We start from the raw sequence: 22,778 nt of genomic DNA, 5'->3' as shown, positions 1-22,778 counted from the left end.
TGGCATAGAAAAAGAGGGAGATTCCTCCCTCATCATTTCTCAATAAAACTTAAACCTTTTTCAATCTCAGCAATAGCCTCTCCGTCTTTTTCCTGCTGCAAAGCCTTTTCCAGGGCAGCTAATGATTTCTCACCGCCAATTTTCCCAAGTGCCCAGGCAGCCGTTCCACGGATCACCGGCCGAGGATCTTCTGTCATGACTTTAATCAGATCTTCTACAGCTGTTTCGTCTTTGTAGTGAGCCAAGGCGATAATGGCATTTCGCTGGATCGGCTTTTTCCCTCTCCAGGAGCCTGAAACCGGACCATATTTTTCTTTAAATTCACGGTTGCTGATAAATAAAAGCGGCCTTAAAAGCGGCTTTGCCACTTCCGGATCCGGCTCCATCTCTTCGTGCAGATGAAAATCCTTGCCTTTATTTTCAGGGCATACGGTTTGACAGGTATCACACCCATAAAGTCTGTTACCCAGTTTTTCTCTATACGGCTCAGCAAGAAAGCCTTTTGTCTGTGTCAGAAACGCGATGCACTTCTGTGCATCAAGCTGACCTCCCTGAATTAAAGCACCAGTCGGACAGACGTCTACACATTTATTGCAGCTGCCGCATCTGTCTTCCATTGGTTTATCCGGCTCAAATGGCAGATTCGTAATCATTTCTCCTAGATAGACATACGATCCGAATTCCGGTGTAATGATGGAACAGTTTTTTCCGCTCCAGCCAATTCCGGCACGCTGCGCTACGGCCCGATCCACAAGCTCACCTGTATCCACCATGGATTTGCATAACGCCTCAGGTATTCTTGACTGAATGAATCCCTCAAGTTTCTGTAGACGTTCCCTCAAGATATGATGATAGTCTTTACCCCATGAAGCGCGGCAGAAAATGCCTCTTCTCTCACCTCTTTTGCTGACCACTCTGACCTTCATTTTGGAAGGGTAAGCAACAGCTATTGAGATAATGGATTTGGGCTTGTCCAATAGGAGGCTGGGATTCACTCTCTTCTCAATATCGGGCTCTTCAAATCCAGATTGATATTGAAGTTCCTGCTGGCGAATCAGTCTATTTTTCATCTCATCAAAAGTGCTGGCTGCTGTAAAACCGATTTTATCTATGCCAATTGTTTTGCTGTATTCAATCACTTCCTGCTTGAATTGGGCAAAATCCATTGTATAACCTCCTTTCATGAAAAATTGATTTATATGAAAGTCTTTAATTTATTGAATCACCGCTTATTATGATAAACTATTTTAAAGTAATTTTGGAGGTGGAAAGCTTGGAAATTACGTTTGCTCCCGAGTTGTGCAGGTTAATTCCCCAATTTAAAATTGGATTCATTACATATAAAAATATAGAAGTCGGACAATCTCCTCAAATGGTAAAGGGCAGACTCCAATTATTTCAGGAATCAATTTATTTTGACTTAGAGGACAAGAGTGTTACAGAATATGAAGGGATCAAAGAATGGAGACAGATTTTCAAAACAGCAGGCAAGGATCCAAATCGGTACCGCCACTCTGCAGAAGCACTGTACCGAAGAATTAAGAAACAAAATTATCTGCAGCCGGTCAACAGCTCCATAGATATTAACAACTTCTTTTCCCTCGAATATCAAATACCGATTGGCGTGTATGACGCAGATAAGCTTTCAGGCAATCTGACTATCAGGTTAGGCAAAGAAGGCGAAGAATATAACGGTCTAAACGGAAGACCCAACTCACTTGCCAATTTAATTATTAGTGAAGATGCGGCAGGGCCATTTGGCAGTCCGTTTGTCGACTCTGAAAGGACAGCGGTGACGGAACAGACTAAAAATGCCGTTCAAATCGTTTATTTGCGCCCTTCTCTGGAAATGGAAAAGGCTGAAAAAATGGTTGAGTCCCTAATGAACATGTACTCTCAAGTGCATGGTGGAGAAGGAACCTTTAAGGTAATTGGATGTTAAACAAGTTTATTAAAAATCGAGTGGAATCCGCGGATGCCACCCGATTTTTTTGCTCAATAGCCAAAGAACATGAAAAAACGCAATACCTCGTTCTTTTTGAACGAAACACTGCGTTGGCTATGTATGGAGCGGGTGAAGGGAATCGAACCCTCATCATCAGCTTGGAAGGCTGAGGTTTTACCACTAAACTACACCCGCATTTATATGAAGTTACTGACTACTGTTTTTTTCCCGTACTTGCATGCCTCTTCCTCTAAAAGCTTTTTCATGGAAGCCTATGCGTCGAGGCAACTCGGAGATGATTCATGGATGTGTTGGCTCGTGGCTGAGGTTTTACCACTAAACTACACCCGCATTTGTGTACTTATATTTAATCAGTAATGAGATTATGACAAAATCCAATGTCGATTTTTATCAACAGCAAAATAAACATTGTGTCGAATCAACTATTTAATAATACTAAATTCAGCCGGAATGGTCAACCCCAATTGAGAAATTTGTCGAAAATACAGGAAAGGATTTAAAATCCTTCCCTGCTAAGAATGTTACACCCACCACATTTCTGAAGGCTGCTCTTCAATTAAGATCGATTTAAGGTTCCTGACTGCCCTTGTAAATCCTTCTTCTATAGACATAAGCGGATCTTCATGCTCAATGCTGACAACATAATCATACCCAAATGTTCGCAAAGCGCTCATCATATCCGACCATTCCTGCAGGCCGTGTCCGCACCCGACTGACCTGAATGTCCACGCTCTGGTCTGGACATTTCCATACCGCTGCATATCTGTTAAACCGTACATATTAACATTTTCCTGGTCAATATAGGTATCTTTTGCATGAAAATGATGAATGGCATTTTCTTTTCCCAAAATCTTTATTGCTGCCACAGGGTCGATTCCCTGCCACCATAAATGGCTTGGGTCCAGATTGGCACCAATGGCATCACAGGTTTCTTCCCTTAATTTTAGAAGTGTATAAGGAGTATGCACAAGGAATCCGCCATGAAGTTCAAGACCAATTTTCACATTGTGGTCTTTTGCAAATTGCCCGGCTTTCTTCCAGTAAGGAATGAGTTTCTCCTCCCATTGCCATTTCAGCACTTCTCCATACTCATTCGGCCATGGAGCAACCGGCCAATTCGGATGCTCGGCCCCTTCCCCATCACCTGCAGTGCCTGAAAAACAGTTAACAACCGGAACATTCATTAAGCTGGCTAACCTAATCGTGTCATATAACACGCGGTCCGATTCCTCTGCAAATGCTCTATCAGGGGAAATCGGATTGCCATGGCAGCTGAATGCGCTGATTTCAAGACCTCTTGATAAAATCTTTTTCAGATAATCAGCCCGAAGTTCTTTACTTTCTAATAGCTCGTTCAGGCTGCAGTGAGCGTTTCCGGGATAAGCCCCCGTTCCGATTTCAACAGCCTTAAGACCTGCAGATGCCACATGATCAAGCATTTCTTCAAAATTCTTCTCAGCAAATAAAACGGTAAATACGCCGAGCTTCATAAAATCCCCTCCTCGCTTCTAAAGTATTTCTCTTCTGCCCATTTCACTGCTTTTATAAATCGCATCAATAATTCTGGTTGTCTGCAGTGCTTCTTCTGCTTTAACTATGAATTCTTCCCTCCCCAAACAGCTGTCAATAAAGTTCCGTGCCTGCGCCAAAGCATAGTCATCCTCCCCCGGCAGCCATTCTGAGCGTGTATTAAGGAGCATTCCATGTTTGGATTGGTTCAAACTGAATGGGAATAAATCAATTCCTCCACCCTGCCCTGAAAGGCTGAGGCTTTCATCATCCCGTTCGATATTGGCCGACCATGAGGTTTCAAAAAGCAGGGATGCCCCATTGGCAAATTTTATATAAGCTGTCACATGGTCATCGACATTAAAGGATTGATGGTCAAAACCTCCCCATAGATTCACCTGCTCTGGCATTCTGCTCAATGTATTATAAGCTGTACCGGAAACCCCGGTTTCCTCCGGGTTTCCCAGAAGCCAAAGCGAGAGGTCAAGCAAGTGGCATCCATAATCAATCAAACTTCCTCCGCCCTGAAGTTCCTTATTGGTGAAAACACCCCATCCCGGCACCTTTCTTCTTCTCATCGCCCGTGCTCTGGCAGCAAATGGAAGACCAATTTCATCTTCTGAAATGAGTTTTTTGGCAGCCTGAGCCTCTTTCATAAACCGGTAGTGGTAGGCAATGGCCAAAACCTTTCCCGACCTGTCTCTGGCTTCTATCATTTTCCTGCATTCTTCTGCTGTCATGGCCATCGGCTTCTCACACAACACATGCAGCCCGGCATCCAGTGCAGCAGCCGTAATCTCAGCATGAAACTTATTCGGTGTACAAATAACTACGGCATCTGTTTCACTGAATACTTCTTTATAATCCGTAAAAACGCTGCTAATTCCAAACTTCCTTGCAGCCAATTTTGCAGTATCCTCATTCACATCGCAAATAGCTGTTATGGAAGCACTATCCGATAATTTTAGTAAAACGGGAATATGCCTGGACTGGGCTATTCCGCCAGCACCAATAATCCCCATCCGAAGTTTCTTCATTGATGCATGCACCTCACTTAATTCTGACAATCTGCTTTGTTTCGCTCGACTCCAGCGCAGCAAGTATCACTTGGAGCGACTTCATTCCCTCAGAACCAGGAATCGCAGGCTCCTGTTCATTTAAGATGCTTTCAAGAAAATGATCAATGACGCCTGAATTCTTTTGTCCTCCTTCTTCATTTGTCTGAATCCCGCCAAGTTCGTACTTCACTGTTTCACCGTTTGCATACTGAACAATGAGAGAATTCACCGGATCATCTTCTAATCTCAAAATTGCCTTTTCTCCATAAATAATTGTGGAATTGTCTTCTTTTGAGACATAAGACCAGCTTGCAGCCAATGTACCGATTACACCGCTTTCCGTTTTTAAAACGCATACCGCTGTATCATCGACATCAGCACTCATCTTGGCACTTGTCTCTACGAATGCTCCTGCCTCAGCAAACTCTTCTCCCAGCAGATAACGCAGCAAGTCGGTCTTATGTACACCAAGGTCGCCCATGGCGCCAATAAAAGCCTGATCTTTTTTGAAGAACCAGCTTTCTTTGCCATCTGCACTCCATCCCTCTGGCCCGCCGTGGCCAAAAGCCGTCCGGAAACTATAGATTTTTCCAGCTTCACCTTTTGCAATCAATTCCTTTGCTTTTTTATGAGATGGAACAAAGCGCTGATTATGAGCAATCATTAATTTCTTTCTATTCTTACTGGCTGCTTCAATCATGTCCTGTGCCTCTTCCATAGAAGTTGCCATAGGCTTTTCACATAGTACATGCTTGCCGGCATTTAATGCTGCAGCTGATATGGGAGCATGCAGATAATTCGGGGTGCAGACACTCACTGCATCTATATCCTTATTAGCCAGCAATTCTCTATAATCGGTGTACACCTGCGCCCCGTACAACCCGGCAAACACATTTGCACGCTCTTCATCAATATCACATACCGCTGCAATGACAGCCCCGCTGCTTGCATGATATTCAGGCATATGCCGATGCTTGGCTATACTTCCACAGCCAATTATTCCAATTTTGAGTTTTTTCATCTTAATTCTCCACTCCTTCTTGACTCACTCTGATTCTCTCCAATGGCTTCGCATTTCCATAGACCGGTACGGGAAGATCAGTTGGTTTAGCCCACTTAACAGCATTTTTAATAACCTGCTGAACGTCCTTATGATAATAAGTTGGATACGTTTCATGTCCTGGGCGAAAATAAAAGATTTTCCCTTTTCCGCGCCTGTATGTACAGCCGCTCCGGAAAACTTCCCCGCCTTCAAACCAGCTCACCATTACAAGTTCATCCGGTGCAGGGATATCAAAATGTTCCCCATACATTTCTTCTTTTTCAAGTTCAATATATTCTCCAAGTCCTTCTGCAATGGGATGGCTCGGGTCTACAATCCAAATCCGTTCCTTTTCATCCGCTTCTCTCCACTTTAAATCACAGGATGTTCCCATCAATGCTTTAAAAATCTTAGAAAAATGGCCGGAATGCAGGACAATCAGCCCCATTCCATCCAGCACTCTTTGTTTTACTTTTTCAGCGATTGCATCCTCAACTTCCCCATGCGCGAGATGCCCCCACCAGACCAAAACGTCTGTTTCCTGTAAAACAGCATCACTAAGTCCATGCTGAGGCTCATCCAATGTAGCTGTCTTTACTTTATAATCTTCTTCATTTAAAAAGTCTGCAATGGCACCGTGAATACCATCCGGATAGACAGACCTTACCTTTTCATCCTTTTGTTCATGACGATTCTCATTCCAGACAAGCACGTTGATCATAATCTTCCTCCTTCTGTTAATTCATGCTTCGATATTCATTTGGGGAAATCCCCTCTGTCTTTTTAAAGACTTTGCTAAAGTACTTTTCATCCTGATAGCCGACCTGGAAAGCAATTTCATAGATTTTCAGTTTAGGGTTCTGCAGAAGCTCTTTTGCCTTGTTCATTCGGACATTCGTAATAAAATCCGTTATGGTAGCCTGATATTCATGTTTAAACTTCCTGGAAATGTACTCCCTGCTTAAATAAAATCTGTCTGCAATTTCCTGCAGGTTAATATCCTTGTTATAGCTTTCCAGCAAAAACTGTTCTATTTGCTGAATCACATTCATCTCCCCGCCATGCTCCTTCTGGCATTCCTCTGGAGGACTCTGCTGTTTCCATTCATTTATGGCTTTCTCCAGGGTTTCATTCAATATTTCAGGATCAATAGGCTTCAAGATATAATCAAAGCTTTTATAACAGATGGCATTCCTCATATAGTCAAAATCATCATATCCGCTGACGACAATCGTCTTGCTGGATAGATCCGAAGAATGAATCCATTTTAAAAGGCTTATGCCATCTCTCTTTGGCATGCTCATATCAGTGAATATGATTTCCGGGCGATGCTCTTTAATCAGCTTTATGGCCTCATTTCCATCTACCGCCTCCAGGATTGTGTCAATTCCAAAGCGGCTCCAATCCGCAAGAAGCAACAAGCCTTCCCTCACATGTTTTTCATCATCCACAATAATTGCTTTCATCTTATCCACCTTCCATCCTTTTTGGAAGTTTAATAGAAACAAGCAGCCCGCCGCGCTCAAGATTCTTAAGCTGCAGGTATGCACGATTGCCATAATAGAGTTTTAACCGGGTGTAAACATTCTTCAGTCCGATATTCGTTAACTCAACCTTTTGCCCTATCCTTTCATTCATCAAATGCAATCGGATTTCCTCCAGCCTGCTCTCAGAAACGCCGCTGCCATTATCCCCGATCAGAATATCCAGATAAAATTCATCCTGTCTGCAGGTGATACTAACCTCTCCTGTTTTTTCCCGTGCATCAAAGCCATGCTTAAAATAATTCTCCACTATGGGCTGTAAAATCATTTTCGGCACAGGAAACCCCAATGCTTCTTCATCAAGCTGAAAACTGAACTGAAGCTGGTCACCGAACCGCTCTTTTTGCAGCAGGAGATAGGACTTGGTATGTTCGATCTCTTTTTGAAGAGGAACCATATCCTCCTCCATATTCATGCTGTACCGCATGATTTTAGAAAGGCGGGTAACAGACGAATAAATCTGCGGACCCTGATTTTTTAATGCCGCTGTTCCGATGGACTGCAATGCGTTATATAAAAAATGCGGATTAACCTGGGACTGCAGAACCTTTAGCTGATTGGTCTTGTTCTCAAGCTGAAGTTTATACTCCCGATTGATCAAATCATTTATTTTATCGATCATTTGTTTAAATCGATCACCGAGATAGCCAATCTCATCATTGCCAAAAGATTGAAAACGGACATTAAGGTTTCCTTTTTCAACCTGATCAATATATTTCAGCAGGATTCTGATTGGTGAAGTGATTCTAACAGAGATAAATAGAGTGGCAAGAATAACCAGGATGAGTCCGATTACGCCAAACATGATATTGATTTTCGCCACGCTGAATGCACTTTCATATAAAGTGGTATATGGGACACGCTTAACAAGATACCAGCCGCCAGAATTTTGCGATAATTGATCGTATATCATGACGCCGTTGAATGAACCTTCTTTCCATTCAACCGTGCCATTAACTTTATTTGTACTCATTACCCAATCTATCCAATCAGTCGTTTTAGTATCTTCATCAGTTTCATCAGTTGAATGGTAGATCAATTCCCCTTCAGGAGATATAATATAGAATTCTTCATTTTCCTCCGAGTAAAGATTACGGCTGATATTGGTTATTTGATCTGGTGAGAACTCCAGTGAGATATATGCCAATACATCATCTGATGGAATATTGATTAAAGATCTGTGAAGCGTTATTACATTTTTAGGCTTTTTGTCCTCAGGCTCCTTTATCTTATGAATAGGCTCAAGATACATATTGCTTGGACTTTCTTTTGCTTTTAGGTAAAATTCCTGATTGGCATTTGTCAGCTTCTTTGAAAAAATAACTGTAGAGCGCCTGGAAGCTGTTATAAGACGATCTTCCTTTGCAACAGCAATGTTGACCCTTTTAATATTTTCTTCTGCATACAGTATGGTAGAAATTACATTTCTTACAGCTTCCACTGCCTGATAATTATTTTCCTTTTGGGGATCTTTTAAAAAGTTTATTAAACCTGGATTATTGTAAAGGGATAGTGTTAATCCATCCAGCTCATTTATGTAACCCTCCAGGTTCACTTTTCCTTGATATAATAGGTTGCTATTTTCCTTGATGGCCTGGTCTTTCAATGATTCCGCTGTATGATAATAAGTGATGATTATAGACGCCCCAAATGGAACGATCGTTGCTACCATCAATAGAACAATCAGTTTATTCCTAATGCTCTTTTTGAACATGTACATCCCCCGCTGCTTTGTCTTTTACAATAGTATAAAGTGAACTTCCCTTTTTGGGGATGCCTTTTTGCTATGGGGTTTTGCTTATCATTAAAATATAAAACAGAAAGCATATCTTCCGCAGACATGCTTCCTGTTTAACCAAATTTATTTCAAATTATCCCAGGATGCCTGGAAGCGTTCAACGAGCGTATCATAGTCGATCTTTCCTGCAGCGTATTCCTGGATTGTTGCAGCAAACTCTTTATTTGCACCATCAGGCCATCTGAACCATGTCCAAGGAACAGTTTTCTCTTCCTTAGAATACTCAAGAATATGCTGGCCAAGAGGCCCTAAACCGGTTGGCTCTATATTGTCGAAGGCAGGAATGAACGCAAACTCTTCTGTGATATAACGCTTTCCTGTTTCAGAAGAAACCATCCAGTCAAGGAATAATTTTGCTTCTTCAAGATGTTCTGAATTTTTATTAAGAACCCAGTTGTTCGGAACGCCTACTGGTAAACGGTCTGCTTCAGCTTCATCATCAGTCAGCGGAATTGGAAGGAATCCCATGTTAATTTCAGGGTCGATTTCAAGAATCATGTTTTCTGTCCAGTTTCCCTGCTGAAGCATAGCCGTTTTGCCGGAAGCAAATAGAGTCACTTGCGTATTGTAATCTGTTGTTAATGGATTTTCATTTCCGAAGTTTATTTCAGTATCAAGCACTTCTTTGAACTCTTTAAATTTATCATTGCCAATAATCTTTTCAGATCCGCTGTATAGGCCCTCAATAAATGCCACTGGATCTTCCTGCTGTGCAAATGGAATATTTAATAAATGCTGACCAATTACCCACCACTCTCCGTAACCGGCAGAGAAAGGAGTAATTCCTTTATCCTTTAGTTTTTCAGCAGCATCCTTCAATTCAGAAATCGTATTAGGCGGTTCAGTAATGCCTGCTTCTTCAAATAAATCCTTATTATAAATGAAACCGTATCCTTCAAGGTTTACAGGCATTCCATAAAGTTTTCCGTCTGTATCAGTCATTGGTACTTTTCCAATTGGAAGCACATGCTCTGCCCAAGGCTCATTTGAAAGATCTGCAAGATGCTCCTTCCAAAGCTCCAATTCTTTAAATCCGCCATTGTTAAAAATGTCAGGCTGTTCGCCGGATGCAAACTTTGCTTTTAATGCGGCACCATAATCAGCACCGCCGCCGACTGATTCAAGCTTTACTTTAATATTCGGATGCTCTTTTTCGAATTCACCGATCATTTCCTGAAGCTGATCGGCAATCTCCACTTTAAACTGGAACAAATTTAATGTTACCACTTCATCCTCATTCTTTGAATCATCCTTAGGCTTTTCGTCCCCTGAAGAGCTGGAAGAAGAACAGCCTGCCATAATGCCCGCCATCAGAACCAATGACAGCAGTAATAAAGCAAAGCGTTTCATTTTGTTTCCCCCCTGAATAATTTTTTATATAAACTTTAACAGCCCATATGGCCGCAAAAGTCTCTATAACTACTTGATGGAGCCTTGTGCAATGCCTTTAATAATATGCCTCTGCAGGAACAGGAAGAAAATAACGACCGGTGTAATGCCCATTACAAGGGCGGCCAGTCCCATGTCCCATTGCTTTGTATATTGTGCAAAGAATGAACTTGTGGCCAAAGGAATCGTCCTAAGTTCTGCATCCTGAAGCACAAGAAGCGGCAGCAGATAATCATTCCAGATCCATAATGTATTTAAAATAACAACCGTTACAGTGATTGGTTTTAGAAGCGGAAAAACAATTCTCCAAAAGACCCCAAACTGGCTGCACCCATCAATTCGGGCCGATTCTTCTATCTCTATTGGAACTGTTTTAATAAATCCGTGATACAGGAAAAGCGATAATGGTACACCAAAGCCAAAATACATAATGATGAGACCTGGTATGCTGTTTGTCAGATTCAGCGTGCCTCCCAGCTTCATCAGCGGTATCATGACCGTCTGGAATGGAATAACCATCGCAGAAACAAATAGGGCAAATAGGATTTTGCTGAATTTTCCCGGGGTTCGGACCATCTTCCAGGCAGCCATGGAACTAATGACAACAAGTCCAATATTGCTGATCACCGTAATTATAAGCGAGTTCCAGAAGGCCCGCGGGAAATTAATAATATCCCATACCTTCAAGTAATTGGAGAATAAAAACTCCTGCGGCCACGCTGCAGCATCAATCAAAATATCTGCAAAACCTTTTACAGAATTGATGATCACGAAATAAAAAGGTATGAGGAAAATGACTCCTAATACGATTCCGATAATCTCGAGCAGAAACGTAACCTTCGTATATCTGGGATTCATTATGCCTCAACCTCCCTTTTCTTGGTCATCATAACCTGAACCGTTGTAAAAATAGCCACAACAAGGAAGAACAGAATGGATTTCGCGGTACCAAGACCATACCGGTTATTTTGGAATGCTTCCTGATAAATATTAATCGCTACAGATTGTGTTGAATTAAAAGGACCTCCGCCTGTCAGTGAAATATTCAGATCGAAAATCTTAAAGGCCATTGAAATAGTTAAAAAGAAACAAATCGTAAACGCCGGCAAAATAAGTGGAATAATAATTTTCGTCAGAAGTGTCCAGCTTGATGCCCCATCGATCCTGGCAGCCTCCAGCAATGTCTGGTCAACCCCCTGCAGCGCTGCAATATAAATAACCATCATATATCCGCTGATCTGCCAGGCAAACACAATTACAATCCCCCAGAATGCTGTTGTCTCATCCCCAAGCCATGGGAGCTTAAAAACGGACAGGTCTGTAAGATTTCCAATTGCCGCAAACCCTTTTACAAAAATAAACTGCCAGATGAACCCAAGCAATAATCCCCCGATAACATTAGGAATGAAAAACACAGTCCGCAATAAGTTCCTGGACTTCAATGCTGCGTTCAATAATAACGCAAGCCCAAAACCTAGTAAATTACTAATAATAACCGAAGCTAACATAAACTTGGTAGTAAAAATAAAGGAATCAAAAAACTTAGGATCATTCTTAAAGATCTTTAAATAATTTTCAAGTCCTACCCACTCAACCACAGAACTGACACCATTCCAGGAAGTAAAGGAATAATAAATACCCATCAAAAAAGGAATGATTTGAATCACCAGGAAAAAAATCAATGCCGGTCCTACAAAAGCACTGTATGTTAGCATTTTTTTCAGATTTGCTTTTTTCCTGGATACTGTTTTAACCTCTGAATTGACTGCTGCTTCCCCGACCTCAATCTTTGTCTCCAAATCTTTTCACCGCCCCCTTATCTCTTGCAAACGCTTTCCTACATTATATTTGAAACCGTTTGCATATATAGGTGACTGGATTGACTAAAAAGGTGCAATATTTTGACTTGTTTAAAAGGTTTAACTTGTGTTAATCGAATACATTGCATAGAATGAAGCTATCTTGAATATAGGGATGTGGGCTATGATATTAAAATATCGTTATGAACCGGAAGAATTAAAATTGCTTCAGTGTTTACATGGAAGAATGCGGCTTTCCCCAAAAGATTACAGCCTCTTTCTTAATTTAGAAAAAGGTTTTTCAGGTGAGAAGAAATTTGATGAACTACTAGAACATTCGCCTGAGGAATGGATTATTCTTAATGATTTATTGTTCGATTACAGTAACACCCTTTTCCAAATAGATTCACTATTATTCACTGGAGGCTGTATCTATCTTTTTGAAGTTAAGAATTATGAGGGAGACTTTTATATCGAACAAAACAGATGGTATACAGTACCAGCAAATACTGAAGTTAAAAATCCTCTTCTGCAGCTTCAGCGAAGTGAATCCCTCCTGAGAAGACTTCTGCAGAAATTGGGAGTAGAAACCCCTCTTAAGGCTCTTCTTATTTTTATTAACCCCGAATTTCAATTGTATCAAGCCACAATGAATCTTCCTGCTATATTTCCAGCACAAATTAACCGATTTATAGACAAATTAAAATTGAAATCTCAACCGGCAAATAAGAACCATTTAATGCTGGCAGACAAGTTACTGTCTTTGCGTTTGGAGGATATTCCTTATGGAAGGCGATTTGAGTATACATTTGAGGGATTGGAGAAGGGGGTTAAGTGTGCTTCTTGCCAGCACTTTATGGATCGATTGCACAGAGCTGCTTTAGTATGTAAGAATTGCGGATACAAAGAAGATGTCGAATTGGCAATCGTTAGAAGTGTTAAAGAGTTTAGAGTTATGTTTCCCGATATGATGCTAACAACCAATATTGTGCATGAATGGTGTTCTGATATTATTTCAAAGAAAAAAATCCGGAAAATCCTATCAAACAACTTTAATCATATCATTCATGGCAAGACTTCTTACTTTGAATAAAACACAATTATGTTGAGTAGTTTATTTTTAACAGTATGGCATGTCCCCTTCGGCTATCCTCACACGATTCATGAATAAGCAAACATCATTAGATTCTTTTAGATCACACTATCGATACTGAAGGGCTCTATTCAGAATTATTAGTTCCATTCACTGAGGTTATCGAACCTTAATGGCTTTATTCTGCTGCATTAGTTCCGCTCACTTGACATCATGAAACTGAACGGCACTATTCACTTGCATTAGTTCCATTCACGTGACATCTTTGAAACTGAACGGCACTATTCTCTTGCATTAGTACCATTCACATGACATCTTTGAAACTGAACGGCACTATTCTGCTTCATTAGTTCCGTTCACATAAAGTCATCGAATCTTTCTGGCTCTATTTTGGTGCATAAGTTCCGTTCACATAACATCTTCGAAATTTAGAGATTCTTTTTCGCCTCTTCAGTTATTAGTTCCGCTCAATTCACAACATTAGGACACATCGTTTTTTTTCCTCCTGCTAAGTCAATAATTATGTCCTTTTGAATTACTTCCGAACAGTTCAGAACCCCATTTCGAAACCACCCTCTGAATCGTTCGGAACCCTGCATTGAAACAACTTGCATCACAATCAGCAGAAGGGCTGCATTGATATTTGCTTTCCGCTTTAAAATTTGCACAGATTTTAATTAACAACAAAAAAGGTTTCCCTATTAGGAAACCTTTTTTTAGATACCGGTGGTCGGGGTCGAACCGACACTCCAGAAGGAACACGATTTTGAGTCGTGCGCGTCTGCCAATTCCGCCACACCGGCATATTAAAATGTAGTAAATCTTGTGGTGCCGAGGACCGGAATCGAACCGGTACGGTAGTCACCTACCGCAGGATTTTAAGTCCTGTGCGTCTGCCAGTTCCGCCACCCCGGCGTATATCAGCGAATCAAGATTTAGATTATGGAGGCGGCAACCGGATTCGAACCGGTGGTAAAGGTTTTGCAGACCTCTGCCTTACCACTTGGCTATGCCGCCATAAATTGAAGTTTATTCTGGAGCGGAAGACGGGATTCGAACCCGCGACCCCCACCTTGGCAAGGTGATGTTCTACCACTGAACTACTTCCGCAAAATGGCTGGGCTAGCAGGATTCGAACCTGCGAGTGACGGAGTCAAAGTCCGGTGCCTTACCGCTTGGCTATAGCCCATTGATCGTTCATATTACATTTATATGAGAGTTATACTCGTACTGTTACTTTAAAATTATGGGGCGACTGATGGGAATCGAACCCACGAGTGTCGGAGCCACAATCCGATGCGTTAACCACTTCGCCACAGCCGCCATTATAAAATTGGCAGGGGTAGTAGGAATCGAACCCACATCAAAGGTTTTGGAGACCTTCGTTTTACCATTAAACTATACCCCTATATAAATGGTGGAGGGGGGCAGATTCGAACTGCCGAACCCGAAGGAGCGGATTTACAGTCCGCCGCGTTTAGCCACTTCGCTACCCCTCCATATTAACATAAAAAAATGGTGCCGGCGAGAGGACTTGAACCCCCAACCTACTGATTACAAGTCAGTTGCTCTACCAATTGAGCTACACCGGCAAATCAATTCAGTAAAGGTGGCTCAGGACGGAATCGAACCGCCGACACAAGGATTTTCAGTCCTTTGCTCTACCGACTGAGCTACTGAGCCAAATATTATTAATATTGTAAAAATGGCGGTCCGGACGGGACTCGAACCCGCGACCTCCTGCGTGACAGGCAGGCATTCTAACCAACTGAACTACCGGACCAAATTGCGGGGGCAGGATTTGAACCTGCGACCTTCGGGTTATGAGCCCGACGAGCTACCGGACTGCTCCACCCCGCGACAATAATATGGTGGAGGATGACGGGATCGAACCGCCGACCCTCTGCTTGTAAGGCAGATGCTCTCCCAGCTGAGCTAATCCTCCATTATGGTGACCCCTACGGGATTCGAACCCGTGTTACCGCCGTGAAAGGGCGGTGTCTTAACCGCTTGACCAAGGGGCCAATATAGAATTAATAATGGCGGAGAGCAAGGGATTTGAACCCTTGATACGCGGTTAGCGTATACACGATTTCCAATCGTGCTCCTTCGGCCACTCGGACAGCTCTCCATTTGGCTCCGCAGGTAGGATTCGAACCTACGACCGTTCGGTTAACAGCCGAATGCTCTACCACTGAGCTACTGCGGAATAGTGATATTTGTAAAACAGCCCGGCAGCGTCCTACTCTCACAAGGGGACAGCCCCTAACTACCATTGGCGCTGAGAAGCTTAACTTCCGTGTTCGGTATGGGAACGGGTGTGACCTTCTCGCTATCGCCACCAGACTATTTTTCAAAGACAAGTATTATTATACCGTCTTTTTATCATTTTTCAAGAGGAAATTTACTATTTTTCGTTCCCTCAAAACTAGATAATGTATGAAGAAGAATTTGCCGAGTATTCACCAATAACTTGTCTAGCTTCGGCTCCTAACTTCTCTCGAAGTTGAACAGTCGCCTCCGCTTTTCGTTTTGGTTAAGTCCTCGATCGATTAGTATCAGTCAGCTCCACATGTCGCCACGCTTCCACCTCTGACCTATCAACCTGATCATCTTTCAGGGATCTTACTAGCTTGACGCTATGGGAAATCTCATCTCGAGGGGGGCTTCATGCTTAGATGCTTTCAGCACTTATCCCTTCCGCACATAGCTACCCAGCGATGCCTTTGGCAAGACAACTGGTACACCAGCGGTGCGTCCATCCCGGTCCTCTCGTACTAAGGACAGCTCCTCTCAAATTTCCTGCGCCCACGACGGATAGGGACCGAACTGTCTCACGACGTTCTGAACCCAGCTCGCGTACCGCTTTAATGGGCGAACAGCCCAACCCTTGGGACCGACTACAGCCCCAGGATGCGATGAGCCGACATCGAGGTGCCAAACCTCCCCGTCGATGTGGACTCTTGGGGGAGATAAGCCTGTTATCCCCGGGGTAGCTTTTATCCGTTGAGCGATGGCCCTTCCATGCGGAACCACCGGATCACTAAGCCCGACTTTCGTCCCTGCTCGACTTGTAGGTCTCGCAGTCAAGCTCCCTTGTGCCTTTACACTCTGCGAATGATTTCCAACCATTCTGAGGGAACCTTTGGGCGCCTCCGTTACTTTTTAGGAGGCGACCGCCCCAGTCAAACTGCCCACCTGACACTGTCTCCCGCCCCGATAAGGGGCGCGGGTTAGAATTTCAATACAGCCAGGGTAGTATCCCACCGACGCCTCCACCGAAGCTGGCGCTCCGGCTTCTCAGGCTCCTACCTATCCTGTACAAGCTGTACCAAAATTCAATATCAGGCTACAGTAAAGCTCCACGGGGTCTTTCCGTCCTGTCGCGGGTAACCTGCATCTTCACAGGTACTATAATTTCACCGAGTCTCTCGTTGAGACAGTGCCCAGATCGTTACGCCTTTCGTGCGGGTCGGAACTTACCCGACAAGGAATTTCGCTACCTTAGGACCGTTATAGTTACGGCCGCCGTTTACTGGGGCTTCGATTCAAAGCTTCGCTTGCGCTAACCTCTCCTCTTAACCTTCCAGCACCGGGCAGGCGTCAGCCCCTATACTTCGCCTTGCGGCTTCGCAGAGACCTGTGTTTTTGCTAAACAGTCGCCTGGGCCTATTCACTGCGGCTCATCAGGGCTATTCACCCTAATGAGCACCCCTTCTCCCGAAGTTACGGGGTCATTTTGCCGAGTTCCTTAACGAGAGTTCTCTCGCTCACCTTAGGATTCTCTCCTCGCCTACCTGTGTCGGTTTGCGGTACGGGCACCTTTTCCCTCGCTAGAGGCTTTTCTTGGCAGTGTGGAATCAGGAACTTCGGTACTAAATTTCCCTCGCCGTCACAGCTCAGCCTGTGTGGTAACGGGATTTGCCTCGTTACCGGCCTAACTGCTTGGACGCGCTAATCCAGCAGCGCGCTTACCCTATCCTCCTGCGTCCCCCCATTGCTCAAACGGTAAAGAGGTGGTACAGGAATATCAACCTGTTGTCCATCGCCTACGCTTTTCAGCCTCGGCTTAGGTCCCGACTAACCCTGAGCGGACGAGCCTTCCTCAGGAAACCTTAGGCATTCGGTGGATGGGATTCTCACCCATCTTTCGCTACTCATACCGGCATTCTCACTTCTAAGCGCTCCACCAGTCCTTGCGGTCTGGCTTCAACGCCCTTAGAACGCTCTCCTACCACTGACATCGTAAGATGTCAATCCACAGCTTCGGTGATACGTTTAGCCCCGGTACATTTTCGGCGCGGAGTCACTCGACCAGTGAGCTATTACGCACTCTTTAAATGGTGGCTGCTTCTAAGCCAACATCCTGGTTGTCTAAGCAACTCCACATCCTTTTCCACTTAACGTATACTTTGGGACCTTAGCTGGTGGTCTGGGCTGTTTCCCTCTTGACTACGGATCTTATCACTCGCAGTCTGACTCCCATGGATAAGTCTTTGGCATTCGGAGTTTGTCTGAATTCGGTAACCCGATGGGGGCCCCTAGTCCAAACAGTGCTCTACCTCCAAGACTCTTACTACATGAGGCTAGCCCTAAAGCTATTTCGGAGAGAACCAGCTATCTCCAAGTTCGATTGGAATTTCTCCGCTACCCACACCTCATCCCCGCACTTTTCAACGTGCGTGGGTTCGGGCCTCCATCCAGTGTTACCTGGACTTCACCCTGGACATGGGTAGATCACCTGGTTTCGGGTCTACGACCACATACTCATTCGCCCTATTCAGACTCGCTTTCGCTGCGGCTCCGTCTCATCAACTTAACCTCGCATGTAATCGTAACTCGCCGGTTCATTCTACAAAAGGCACGCTATCACCCATTAACGGGCTCTAACTACTTGTAGGCACACGGTTTCAGGATCTCTTTCACTCCCCTTCCGGGGTGCTTTTCACCTTTCCCTCACGGTACTGGTTCACTATCGGTCACTAGGGAGTATTTAGCCTTGGGAGATGGTCCTCCCTGCTTCCGACGGGATTTCTCGTGTCCCGCCGTACTCAGGATCCACTCTGGAGGGAACGAAGTTTCAACTACAGGGCTTTTACCTTCTCTGGCCGGCCTTTCCAGACCTGTTCATTTACCTCGTTCCTTTGTAACTCCGTGTAGAGTGTCCTACAACCCCAAGAGGCAAGCCTCTTGGTTTGGGCTAATCCCGTTTCGCTCGCCGCTACTCAGGGAATCGCGTTTGCTTTCTCTTCCTCCGGGTACTTAGATGTTTCAGTTCCCCGGGTCTGCCTTCTATACCCTATGTATTCAGGTAAAGATCCTATCCCATTACGGATAGGGGGTTTCCCCATTCGGAAATCTCCGGATCAAAGCTTACTTACAGCTCCCCGAAGCATATCGGTGTTAGTACCGTCCTTCATCGGCTCCTAGTGCCAAGGCATTCACCGTGCGCCCTTTCTAACTTAACCTACTTCGGCCGCTGATCGACTGCGGATCTCTGCGTCAGCTCTCTCGCTCCGCTCCTCACGTACTGAAGTACGCTCCGGTGCTCACTCGGTCGCTTCCTTGATCTCCTTGCCGCTCATCGTCCTCATGGTTTGTGCTCTTACTTATTTTCAAAATCAGAGAAAAAAACTAAGATGGCGATTACTCGGTTATTGCTTCTTCATTAACATTATCTAGTTTTCAAAGAACGAATCTTTCATTGAGAGATTGAACTCTCAAAACTGAACGAACAAAACACGTCACGTTTCATGTAAATATCCTTAGAAAGGAGGTGATCCAGCCGCACCTTCCGATACGGCTACCTTGTTACGACTTCACCCCAATCATCTGTCCCACCTTAGGCGGCTGGCTCCAAAAGGTTACCCCACCGACTTCGGGTGTTACAAACTCTCGTGGTGTGACGGGCGGTGTGTACAAGGCCCGGGAACGTATTCACCGCGGCATGCTGATCCGCGATTACTAGCGATTCCGGCTTCATGCAGGCGAGTTGCAGCCTGCAATCCGAACTGAGAATGGTTTTATGGGATTCGCTTAACCTCGCGGTCTCGCAGCCCTTTGTACCATCCATTGTAGCACGTGTGTAGCCCAGGTCATAAGGGGCATGATGATTTGACGTCATCCCCACCTTCCTCCGGTTTGTCACCGGCAGTCACCTTAGAGTGCCCAACTGAATGCTGGCAACTAAGATCAAGGGTTGCGCTCGTTGCGGGACTTAACCCAACATCTCACGACACGAGCTGACGACAACCATGCACCACCTGTCATCCTGTCCCCCGAAGGGGAACGCCCTATCTCTAGGGTTGTCAGGAGATGTCAAGACCTGGTAAGGTTCTTCGCGTTGCTTCGAATTAAACCACATGCTCCACCGCTTGTGCGGGCCCCCGTCAATTCCTTTGAGTTTCAGCCTTGCGGCCGTACTCCCCAGGCGGAGTGCTTAATGCGTTTGCTGCAGCACTAAAGGGCGGAAACCCTCTAACACTTAGCACTCATCGTTTACGGCGTGGACTACCAGGGTATCTAATCCTGTTTGCTCCCCACGCTTTCGCGCCTCAGCGTCAGTTACAGACCAAAGAGTCGCCTTCGCCACTGGTGTTCCTCCACATCTCTACGCATTTCACCGCTACACGTGGAATTCCACTCTTCTCTTCTGCACTCAAGTTCCCCAGTTTCCAATGACCCTCCCCGGTTGAGCCGGGGGCTTTCACATCAGACTTAAGGAACCGCCTGCGCGCGCTTTACGCCCAATAATTCCGGACAACGCTTGCCACCTACGTATTACCGCGGCTGCTGGCACGTAGTTAGCCGTGGCTTTCTGGTTAGGTACCGTCAAGGTACCGGCAGTTACTCCGGTACTTGTTCTTCCCTAACAACAGAGTTTTACGATCCGAAAACCTTCATCACTCACGCGGCGTTGCTCCGTCAGACTTTCGTCCATTGCGGAAGATTCCCTACTGCTGCCTCCCGTAGGAGTCTGGGCCGTGTCTCAGTCCCAGTGTGGCCGATCACCCTCTCAGGTCGGCTACGCATCGTTGCCTTGGTGAGCCGTTACCTCACCAACTAGCTAATGCGCCGCGGGCCCATCTGTAAGTGATAGCCGAAACCATCTTTCAGCTTTCCCTCATGTGAGGGAAAGAATTATCCGGTATTAGCCCCGGTTTCCCGGAGTTATCCCAGTCTTACAGGCAGGTTGCCCACGTGTTACTCACCCGTCCGCCGCTGACTTCAGGGAGCAAGCTCCCATCTGTCCGCTCGACTTGCATGTATTAGGCACGCCGCCAGCGTTCGTCCTGAGCCAGGATCAAACTCTCCATATAAGAGTTGATTAAGCTCATAAATTGTCTTTTCAAAAAAGACTAAAGAATTAACGTTGACGTTTTTGTTCGTTCAGTTTTCAAAGATCAATTTTTCTTTGTTATATTTTACCTAATCGCTCAGAAGCGACTTTATCAATATAACATGTGTTGAATTTAGTTGTCAACACTTTTTTTATAAGTTATCCGTCGTCTGTGAAAATGTTTTTCGTTCATATCGCAGCGACGGATATAAATATAACAAGGATTTAAATAAAGGTCAATAACTTTTAAAGTTTTTTTACGATAATTTTTTTTTGAGTTTGTAATACCTGTGATAAATTCCTTGCCCTTTTGTTTCAACATTTACTGTTTCGATAAAATGCTTATCAATCAAATACTCAAGAAGCATGCTTAAGTCAACTGCATATAGATAAAGCTCTTCATGGTTCATAATATCGTGGATGGACCATTCATCTTTCTCAGCAAGCACATCTGCAAGATGGCTGATTCCTTGCTTAGTTCTTGAATGAATTAAAAATTCACTTGCAAGAAACAGAAGCTCCAGTCTTTTTTCAAGAGGCTCCTGGCTATTCACCAATTCTTCATATAGCTTCATTATTTCAGGTTCAATTTGCTTTACCTGGTTCCAGACAGTTACCTCAGGATGGAATCCATTTTCAATAACAGCCAGCCTGGCCAGGTGATGAAGGGAATGAACAATATGGTTATAGGCATCAAAATAATGGCGATTTTCAAAAAAGGCTTTGCCATCCATATATCTTCTGATCAGCTTGGCAAACTCAAGACCCATTTTTAATTTTCGCCCATAGAACGGAAATTCTCTTAATTCCACCTTCAGGTTATAAATATATTCATTTCGATCGAATAAAACTTTCCCATTATAGAGCCAATCAAAGATCTTTCGGTTCGACCCCAGCAGGATCCATTCGCGAAGCTGCTTGTCTGTCACAATATGAAGAGCAGCTTTTTTATCTTTATATGTGTAATGTTTAACAAACACAGGTTCATCTGCTTCCTCTACAAGGATCAGCAGTACAGCATCAAATGTATCAGTAGCAGGAATAGCTTTTTGCAGTTTTTCGGTCATAATCACGCCAAGAGTGTTCGTCTGGCTTGCCCGTTCTTGATATATAGGACGGAGAATATCTTCCATCATAATTCCTCCATTTTATTGATAGCGTATATCTTCGACAATTATAAATGAAATCCTTCCTAAATGTGAGACATTTTTCGACACCATTCTATATTAATATTTATTTACGCAAAAGGAGTATGGTATAGTTAGTTTTTAGGAGGGAGCAGAATGGCTAAGTACTCAAATAAAATCAATAAGATTCGTACATTTGCCCTTAGTTTAATTTTTATCGGATTTATCGTTATGTATCTCGGAATATTCTTTAGGAATTCCGCTCTTCTCATGACAATATTTATGCTTCTTGGAATGCTCTGCATTCTTGCTAGCACCGGTGTATATTTTTGGATCGGCATGCTTTCAACAAAAACCGTGCAGGTGGTTTGCCCAAATTGCGGAAAACATACAAAGATGCTTGGCCGAGTTGATATGTGCATGTACTGTAATGAACCTTTAACGCTCGATCCAAAACTTGAGGGCGTTGAATTTGATGAAAAATACAACAAAAAAAATACGAAGCAGAGCTGATTTATCTCTTGCTTCATATTCAAGTTTTAAGAATGACCGGCTAACTGAAAGCCGGTTTTTTTATGGAAAAATAAAAAGCTGACAGCACACAGCCGGCAGCTTTAAATAATTTATTAGTGAGCTTCTTTACTTGCACAATCCGGACACGTTCCGTAAATCTCCATTCTATGATGGCTGATTTTAAAACCTGTAACATGTGAAGCAAGGTGCTCTACTTCATCAAGACCAGGATAGTGGAAGTCTACAATCTTGCCGCAGCTTTCACAAATGACATGATAATGATGAGTGGTTACAAAATCGAAGCGGCTAGATGCGTCACCATATGTCAGTTCCTTTACCAGGCCAACCTCACGGAATACTCGTAAATTATTGTAAACTGTTGCCACACTCATATTTGGAAATTTACCCTCTAATGCTTTGTATATATCGTCAGCAGTAGGGTGTGACATGGAGTTTATTAAATATTCAAGTATCGCATGACGCTGCGGAGTGATACGGACTCCAGTATCTTTTAAAGTATCCAGCGCCTCTTTTAATTCCATATGCGCCACCGCCATGCACCTCTTTTCCAACAAATATTCTTACTTTATAATCTTTATAA

General features: G+C 43.9%; 15 protein-coding genes, 17 tRNA genes and 3 rRNA genes. 3 read left to right on the top strand and 32 right to left on the bottom strand.

What is annotated here, in order from left to right:
- Window positions 1–32: 32 nt before the first annotated feature.
- A complete protein-coding gene (gene queG, locus MKY20_RS27485; protein ID WP_019381357.1) occupies window positions 33–1,166 on the bottom strand; it encodes a tRNA epoxyqueuosine(34) reductase QueG in 1,134 nt (377 codons plus the stop codon).
- 107 nt (window positions 1,167–1,273) lie between these two features.
- On the opposite strand from queG, the gene MKY20_RS27480 reads away from it, so the two are divergent.
- A complete protein-coding gene (locus MKY20_RS27480; protein WP_019381356.1) occupies window positions 1,274–1,942 on the top strand; it encodes a B3/B4 domain-containing protein in 669 nt (222 codons plus the stop codon).
- 124 nt (window positions 1,943–2,066) lie between these two features.
- On the opposite strand, the gene MKY20_RS27475 is transcribed toward MKY20_RS27480, so the two are convergent.
- From MKY20_RS27475 to MKY20_RS27430, 10 genes are all read right to left on the bottom strand, one after another.
- Window positions 2,067–2,140: transfer RNA gene (locus tag MKY20_RS27475), tRNA-Gly, on the bottom strand.
- 347 nt (window positions 2,141–2,487) lie between these two features.
- On the bottom strand, window positions 2,488–3,456 hold the full coding sequence (locus tag MKY20_RS27470; protein ID WP_019381355.1) for a sugar phosphate isomerase/epimerase family protein: 969 nt from the start codon (window positions 3,454–3,456) through the stop codon (window positions 2,488–2,490).
- Between the two features lie 18 nt (window positions 3,457–3,474).
- Window positions 3,475–4,512 (bottom strand): Gfo/Idh/MocA family protein, encoded by a 1,038-nt coding sequence (locus tag MKY20_RS27465; protein WP_251157548.1) that lies wholly within the window; start codon window positions 4,510–4,512, stop codon window positions 3,475–3,477.
- 13 nt (window positions 4,513–4,525) lie between these two features.
- The gene (locus MKY20_RS27460; protein ID WP_251157549.1) at window positions 4,526–5,554 is read right to left on the bottom strand and encodes a Gfo/Idh/MocA family protein; all 1,029 of its coding nucleotides are present in this window, start codon (window positions 5,552–5,554) and stop codon (window positions 4,526–4,528) included.
- 1 nt (window position 5,555) lies between these two features.
- Window positions 5,556–6,296, bottom strand: a complete 741-nt coding sequence (locus MKY20_RS27455; protein WP_251157550.1) for a ThuA domain-containing protein — start codon at window positions 6,294–6,296, stop codon at window positions 5,556–5,558.
- A gap of 16 nt (window positions 6,297–6,312) precedes the next feature.
- Window positions 6,313–7,041: a response regulator transcription factor gene (locus MKY20_RS27450; protein WP_009331570.1), complete on the bottom strand. Its 729-nt coding sequence runs from the start codon at window positions 7,039–7,041 to the stop codon at window positions 6,313–6,315.
- A gap of 1 nt (window position 7,042) precedes the next feature.
- The gene (locus MKY20_RS27445; protein WP_251157551.1) at window positions 7,043–8,833 is read right to left on the bottom strand and encodes a sensor histidine kinase; all 1,791 of its coding nucleotides are present in this window, start codon (window positions 8,831–8,833) and stop codon (window positions 7,043–7,045) included.
- 147 nt (window positions 8,834–8,980) lie between these two features.
- Window positions 8,981–10,267: an ABC transporter substrate-binding protein gene (locus MKY20_RS27440; protein WP_009331572.1), complete on the bottom strand. Its 1,287-nt coding sequence runs from the start codon at window positions 10,265–10,267 to the stop codon at window positions 8,981–8,983.
- A gap of 69 nt (window positions 10,268–10,336) precedes the next feature.
- On the bottom strand, window positions 10,337–11,164 hold the full coding sequence (locus MKY20_RS27435; RefSeq protein ID WP_019381349.1) for a carbohydrate ABC transporter permease: 828 nt from the start codon (window positions 11,162–11,164) through the stop codon (window positions 10,337–10,339).
- The gene (locus MKY20_RS27430; RefSeq protein WP_009331574.1) at window positions 11,164–12,105 is read right to left on the bottom strand and encodes a carbohydrate ABC transporter permease; all 942 of its coding nucleotides are present in this window, start codon (window positions 12,103–12,105) and stop codon (window positions 11,164–11,166) included. The genes MKY20_RS27435 and MKY20_RS27430 overlap by 1 nt, the downstream gene beginning before the upstream one ends.
- Window positions 12,106–12,289: 184 nt before the next feature.
- Between MKY20_RS27430 and MKY20_RS27425 the strand changes: the two genes are divergently transcribed.
- Window positions 12,290–13,198 (top strand): nuclease-related domain-containing protein, encoded by a 909-nt coding sequence (locus tag MKY20_RS27425; protein ID WP_341004433.1) that lies wholly within the window; start codon window positions 12,290–12,292, stop codon window positions 13,196–13,198.
- Window positions 13,199–13,919: 721 nt separating this feature from the next.
- Here the strand turns inward: MKY20_RS27425 and MKY20_RS27420 are convergent.
- The 20 genes from MKY20_RS27420 to MKY20_RS27325 form a co-directional block, all read right to left on the bottom strand.
- Window positions 13,920–14,001: transfer RNA gene (locus MKY20_RS27420), tRNA-Leu, on the bottom strand.
- A 23-nt stretch (window positions 14,002–14,024) separates the two neighbouring features.
- Window positions 14,025–14,113 (bottom strand) — tRNA-Leu (locus MKY20_RS27415).
- A gap of 28 nt (window positions 14,114–14,141) precedes the next feature.
- Window positions 14,142–14,215 (bottom strand) — tRNA-Cys (locus MKY20_RS27410).
- Between the two features lie 18 nt (window positions 14,216–14,233).
- Window positions 14,234–14,308: transfer RNA gene (locus MKY20_RS27405), tRNA-Gly, on the bottom strand.
- Window positions 14,309–14,312: 4 nt separating this feature from the next.
- Window positions 14,313–14,387: transfer RNA gene (locus MKY20_RS27400), tRNA-Gln, on the bottom strand.
- Between the two features lie 58 nt (window positions 14,388–14,445).
- Window positions 14,446–14,521, bottom strand: a tRNA-His gene (locus MKY20_RS27395).
- An 11-nt stretch (window positions 14,522–14,532) separates the two neighbouring features.
- Window positions 14,533–14,606, bottom strand: a tRNA-Trp gene (locus tag MKY20_RS27390).
- A 7-nt stretch (window positions 14,607–14,613) separates the two neighbouring features.
- A tRNA-Tyr gene (locus MKY20_RS27385) sits at window positions 14,614–14,697 on the bottom strand.
- A 17-nt stretch (window positions 14,698–14,714) separates the two neighbouring features.
- Window positions 14,715–14,790 (bottom strand) — tRNA-Thr (locus tag MKY20_RS27380).
- A gap of 18 nt (window positions 14,791–14,808) precedes the next feature.
- A tRNA-Phe gene (locus MKY20_RS27375) sits at window positions 14,809–14,881 on the bottom strand.
- 23 nt (window positions 14,882–14,904) lie between these two features.
- Window positions 14,905–14,981: transfer RNA gene (locus tag MKY20_RS27370), tRNA-Asp, on the bottom strand.
- A gap of 3 nt (window positions 14,982–14,984) precedes the next feature.
- Window positions 14,985–15,058: transfer RNA gene (locus MKY20_RS27365), tRNA-Met, on the bottom strand.
- Between the two features lie 9 nt (window positions 15,059–15,067).
- A tRNA-Val gene (locus MKY20_RS27360) sits at window positions 15,068–15,143 on the bottom strand.
- A gap of 4 nt (window positions 15,144–15,147) precedes the next feature.
- A tRNA-Glu gene (locus MKY20_RS27355) sits at window positions 15,148–15,222 on the bottom strand.
- 16 nt (window positions 15,223–15,238) lie between these two features.
- Window positions 15,239–15,329: transfer RNA gene (locus MKY20_RS27350), tRNA-Ser, on the bottom strand.
- 3 nt (window positions 15,330–15,332) lie between these two features.
- Window positions 15,333–15,407, bottom strand: a tRNA-Asn gene (locus MKY20_RS27345).
- A gap of 20 nt (window positions 15,408–15,427) precedes the next feature.
- A 5S ribosomal RNA gene (gene rrf, locus MKY20_RS27340) occupies window positions 15,428–15,544 on the bottom strand.
- Window positions 15,545–15,730: 186 nt separating this feature from the next.
- Window positions 15,731–18,666 (bottom strand): 23S ribosomal RNA (locus MKY20_RS27335).
- Between the two features lie 301 nt (window positions 18,667–18,967).
- Window positions 18,968–20,517 (bottom strand): 16S ribosomal RNA (locus MKY20_RS27330).
- The 16S, 23S and 5S rRNA genes sit together here with 16 tRNA genes alongside, the layout of an rRNA operon.
- A 277-nt stretch (window positions 20,518–20,794) precedes the next feature.
- Entirely contained in the window at window positions 20,795–21,670 is an 876-nt protein-coding gene (locus MKY20_RS27325) for a nucleotidyltransferase-like protein (RefSeq protein WP_019383518.1), read from the bottom strand.
- A 150-nt stretch (window positions 21,671–21,820) separates the two neighbouring features.
- Between MKY20_RS27325 and MKY20_RS27320 the strand changes: the two genes are divergently transcribed.
- Window positions 21,821–22,177: a YgzB family protein gene (locus MKY20_RS27320; protein WP_009335859.1), complete on the top strand. Its 357-nt coding sequence runs from the start codon at window positions 21,821–21,823 to the stop codon at window positions 22,175–22,177.
- 113 nt (window positions 22,178–22,290) lie between these two features.
- Here MKY20_RS27320 and perR read toward each other — a convergent pair whose 3' ends face one another.
- Entirely contained in the window at window positions 22,291–22,728 is a 438-nt protein-coding gene (gene perR / locus MKY20_RS27315; protein ID WP_162272000.1) for a peroxide-responsive transcriptional repressor PerR, read from the bottom strand.
- Window positions 22,729–22,778 lie beyond the last annotated feature (50 nt).

Source organism: Cytobacillus sp. FSL W8-0315 (assembly GCF_038002905.1).
Classification (GTDB): Bacteria; Bacillota; Bacilli; order Bacillales; family Cytobacillaceae; genus Cytobacillus; species Cytobacillus pseudoceanisediminis.
Note: the sequence above shows the minus strand (reverse complement) of the source record. Positions and strands in the feature narration are given on the sequence as shown.

Bases quoted from the DNA above. Each gene is read 5' to 3' on its own strand.
- queG (WP_019381357.1), bottom strand. From the start codon at position 1,166: ATGGATTTTGCCCAATTCAAGCAGGAAGTGATTGAATACAGCAAAACA.
- MKY20_RS27470 (WP_019381355.1), bottom strand. From the start codon at position 3,456: ATGAAGCTCGGCGTATTTACCGTTTTATTTGCTGAGAAGAATTTTGAA.
- MKY20_RS27465 (WP_251157548.1), bottom strand. From the start codon at position 4,512: ATGAAGAAACTTCGGATGGGGATTATTGGTGCTGGCGGAATAGCCCAG.
- MKY20_RS27460 (WP_251157549.1), bottom strand. From the start codon at position 5,554: ATGAAAAAACTCAAAATTGGAATAATTGGCTGTGGAAGTATAGCCAAG.
- MKY20_RS27455 (WP_251157550.1), bottom strand. From the start codon at position 6,296: ATGATCAACGTGCTTGTCTGGAATGAGAATCGTCATGAACAAAAGGAT.
- MKY20_RS27450 (WP_009331570.1), bottom strand. From the start codon at position 7,041: ATGAAAGCAATTATTGTGGATGATGAAAAACATGTGAGGGAAGGCTTG.
- MKY20_RS27445 (WP_251157551.1), bottom strand. From the start codon at position 8,833: ATGTTCAAAAAGAGCATTAGGAATAAACTGATTGTTCTATTGATGGTA.
- MKY20_RS27440 (WP_009331572.1), bottom strand. From the start codon at position 10,267: ATGAAACGCTTTGCTTTATTACTGCTGTCATTGGTTCTGATGGCGGGC.
- MKY20_RS27435 (WP_019381349.1), bottom strand. From the start codon at position 11,164: ATGAATCCCAGATATACGAAGGTTACGTTTCTGCTCGAGATTATCGGA.
- MKY20_RS27425 (WP_341004433.1), top strand. From the start codon at position 12,290: ATGATATTAAAATATCGTTATGAACCGGAAGAATTAAAATTGCTTCAG.
- MKY20_RS27325 (WP_019383518.1), bottom strand. From the start codon at position 21,670: ATGGAAGATATTCTCCGTCCTATATATCAAGAACGGGCAAGCCAGACG.
- MKY20_RS27320 (WP_009335859.1), top strand. From the start codon at position 21,821: ATGGCTAAGTACTCAAATAAAATCAATAAGATTCGTACATTTGCCCTT.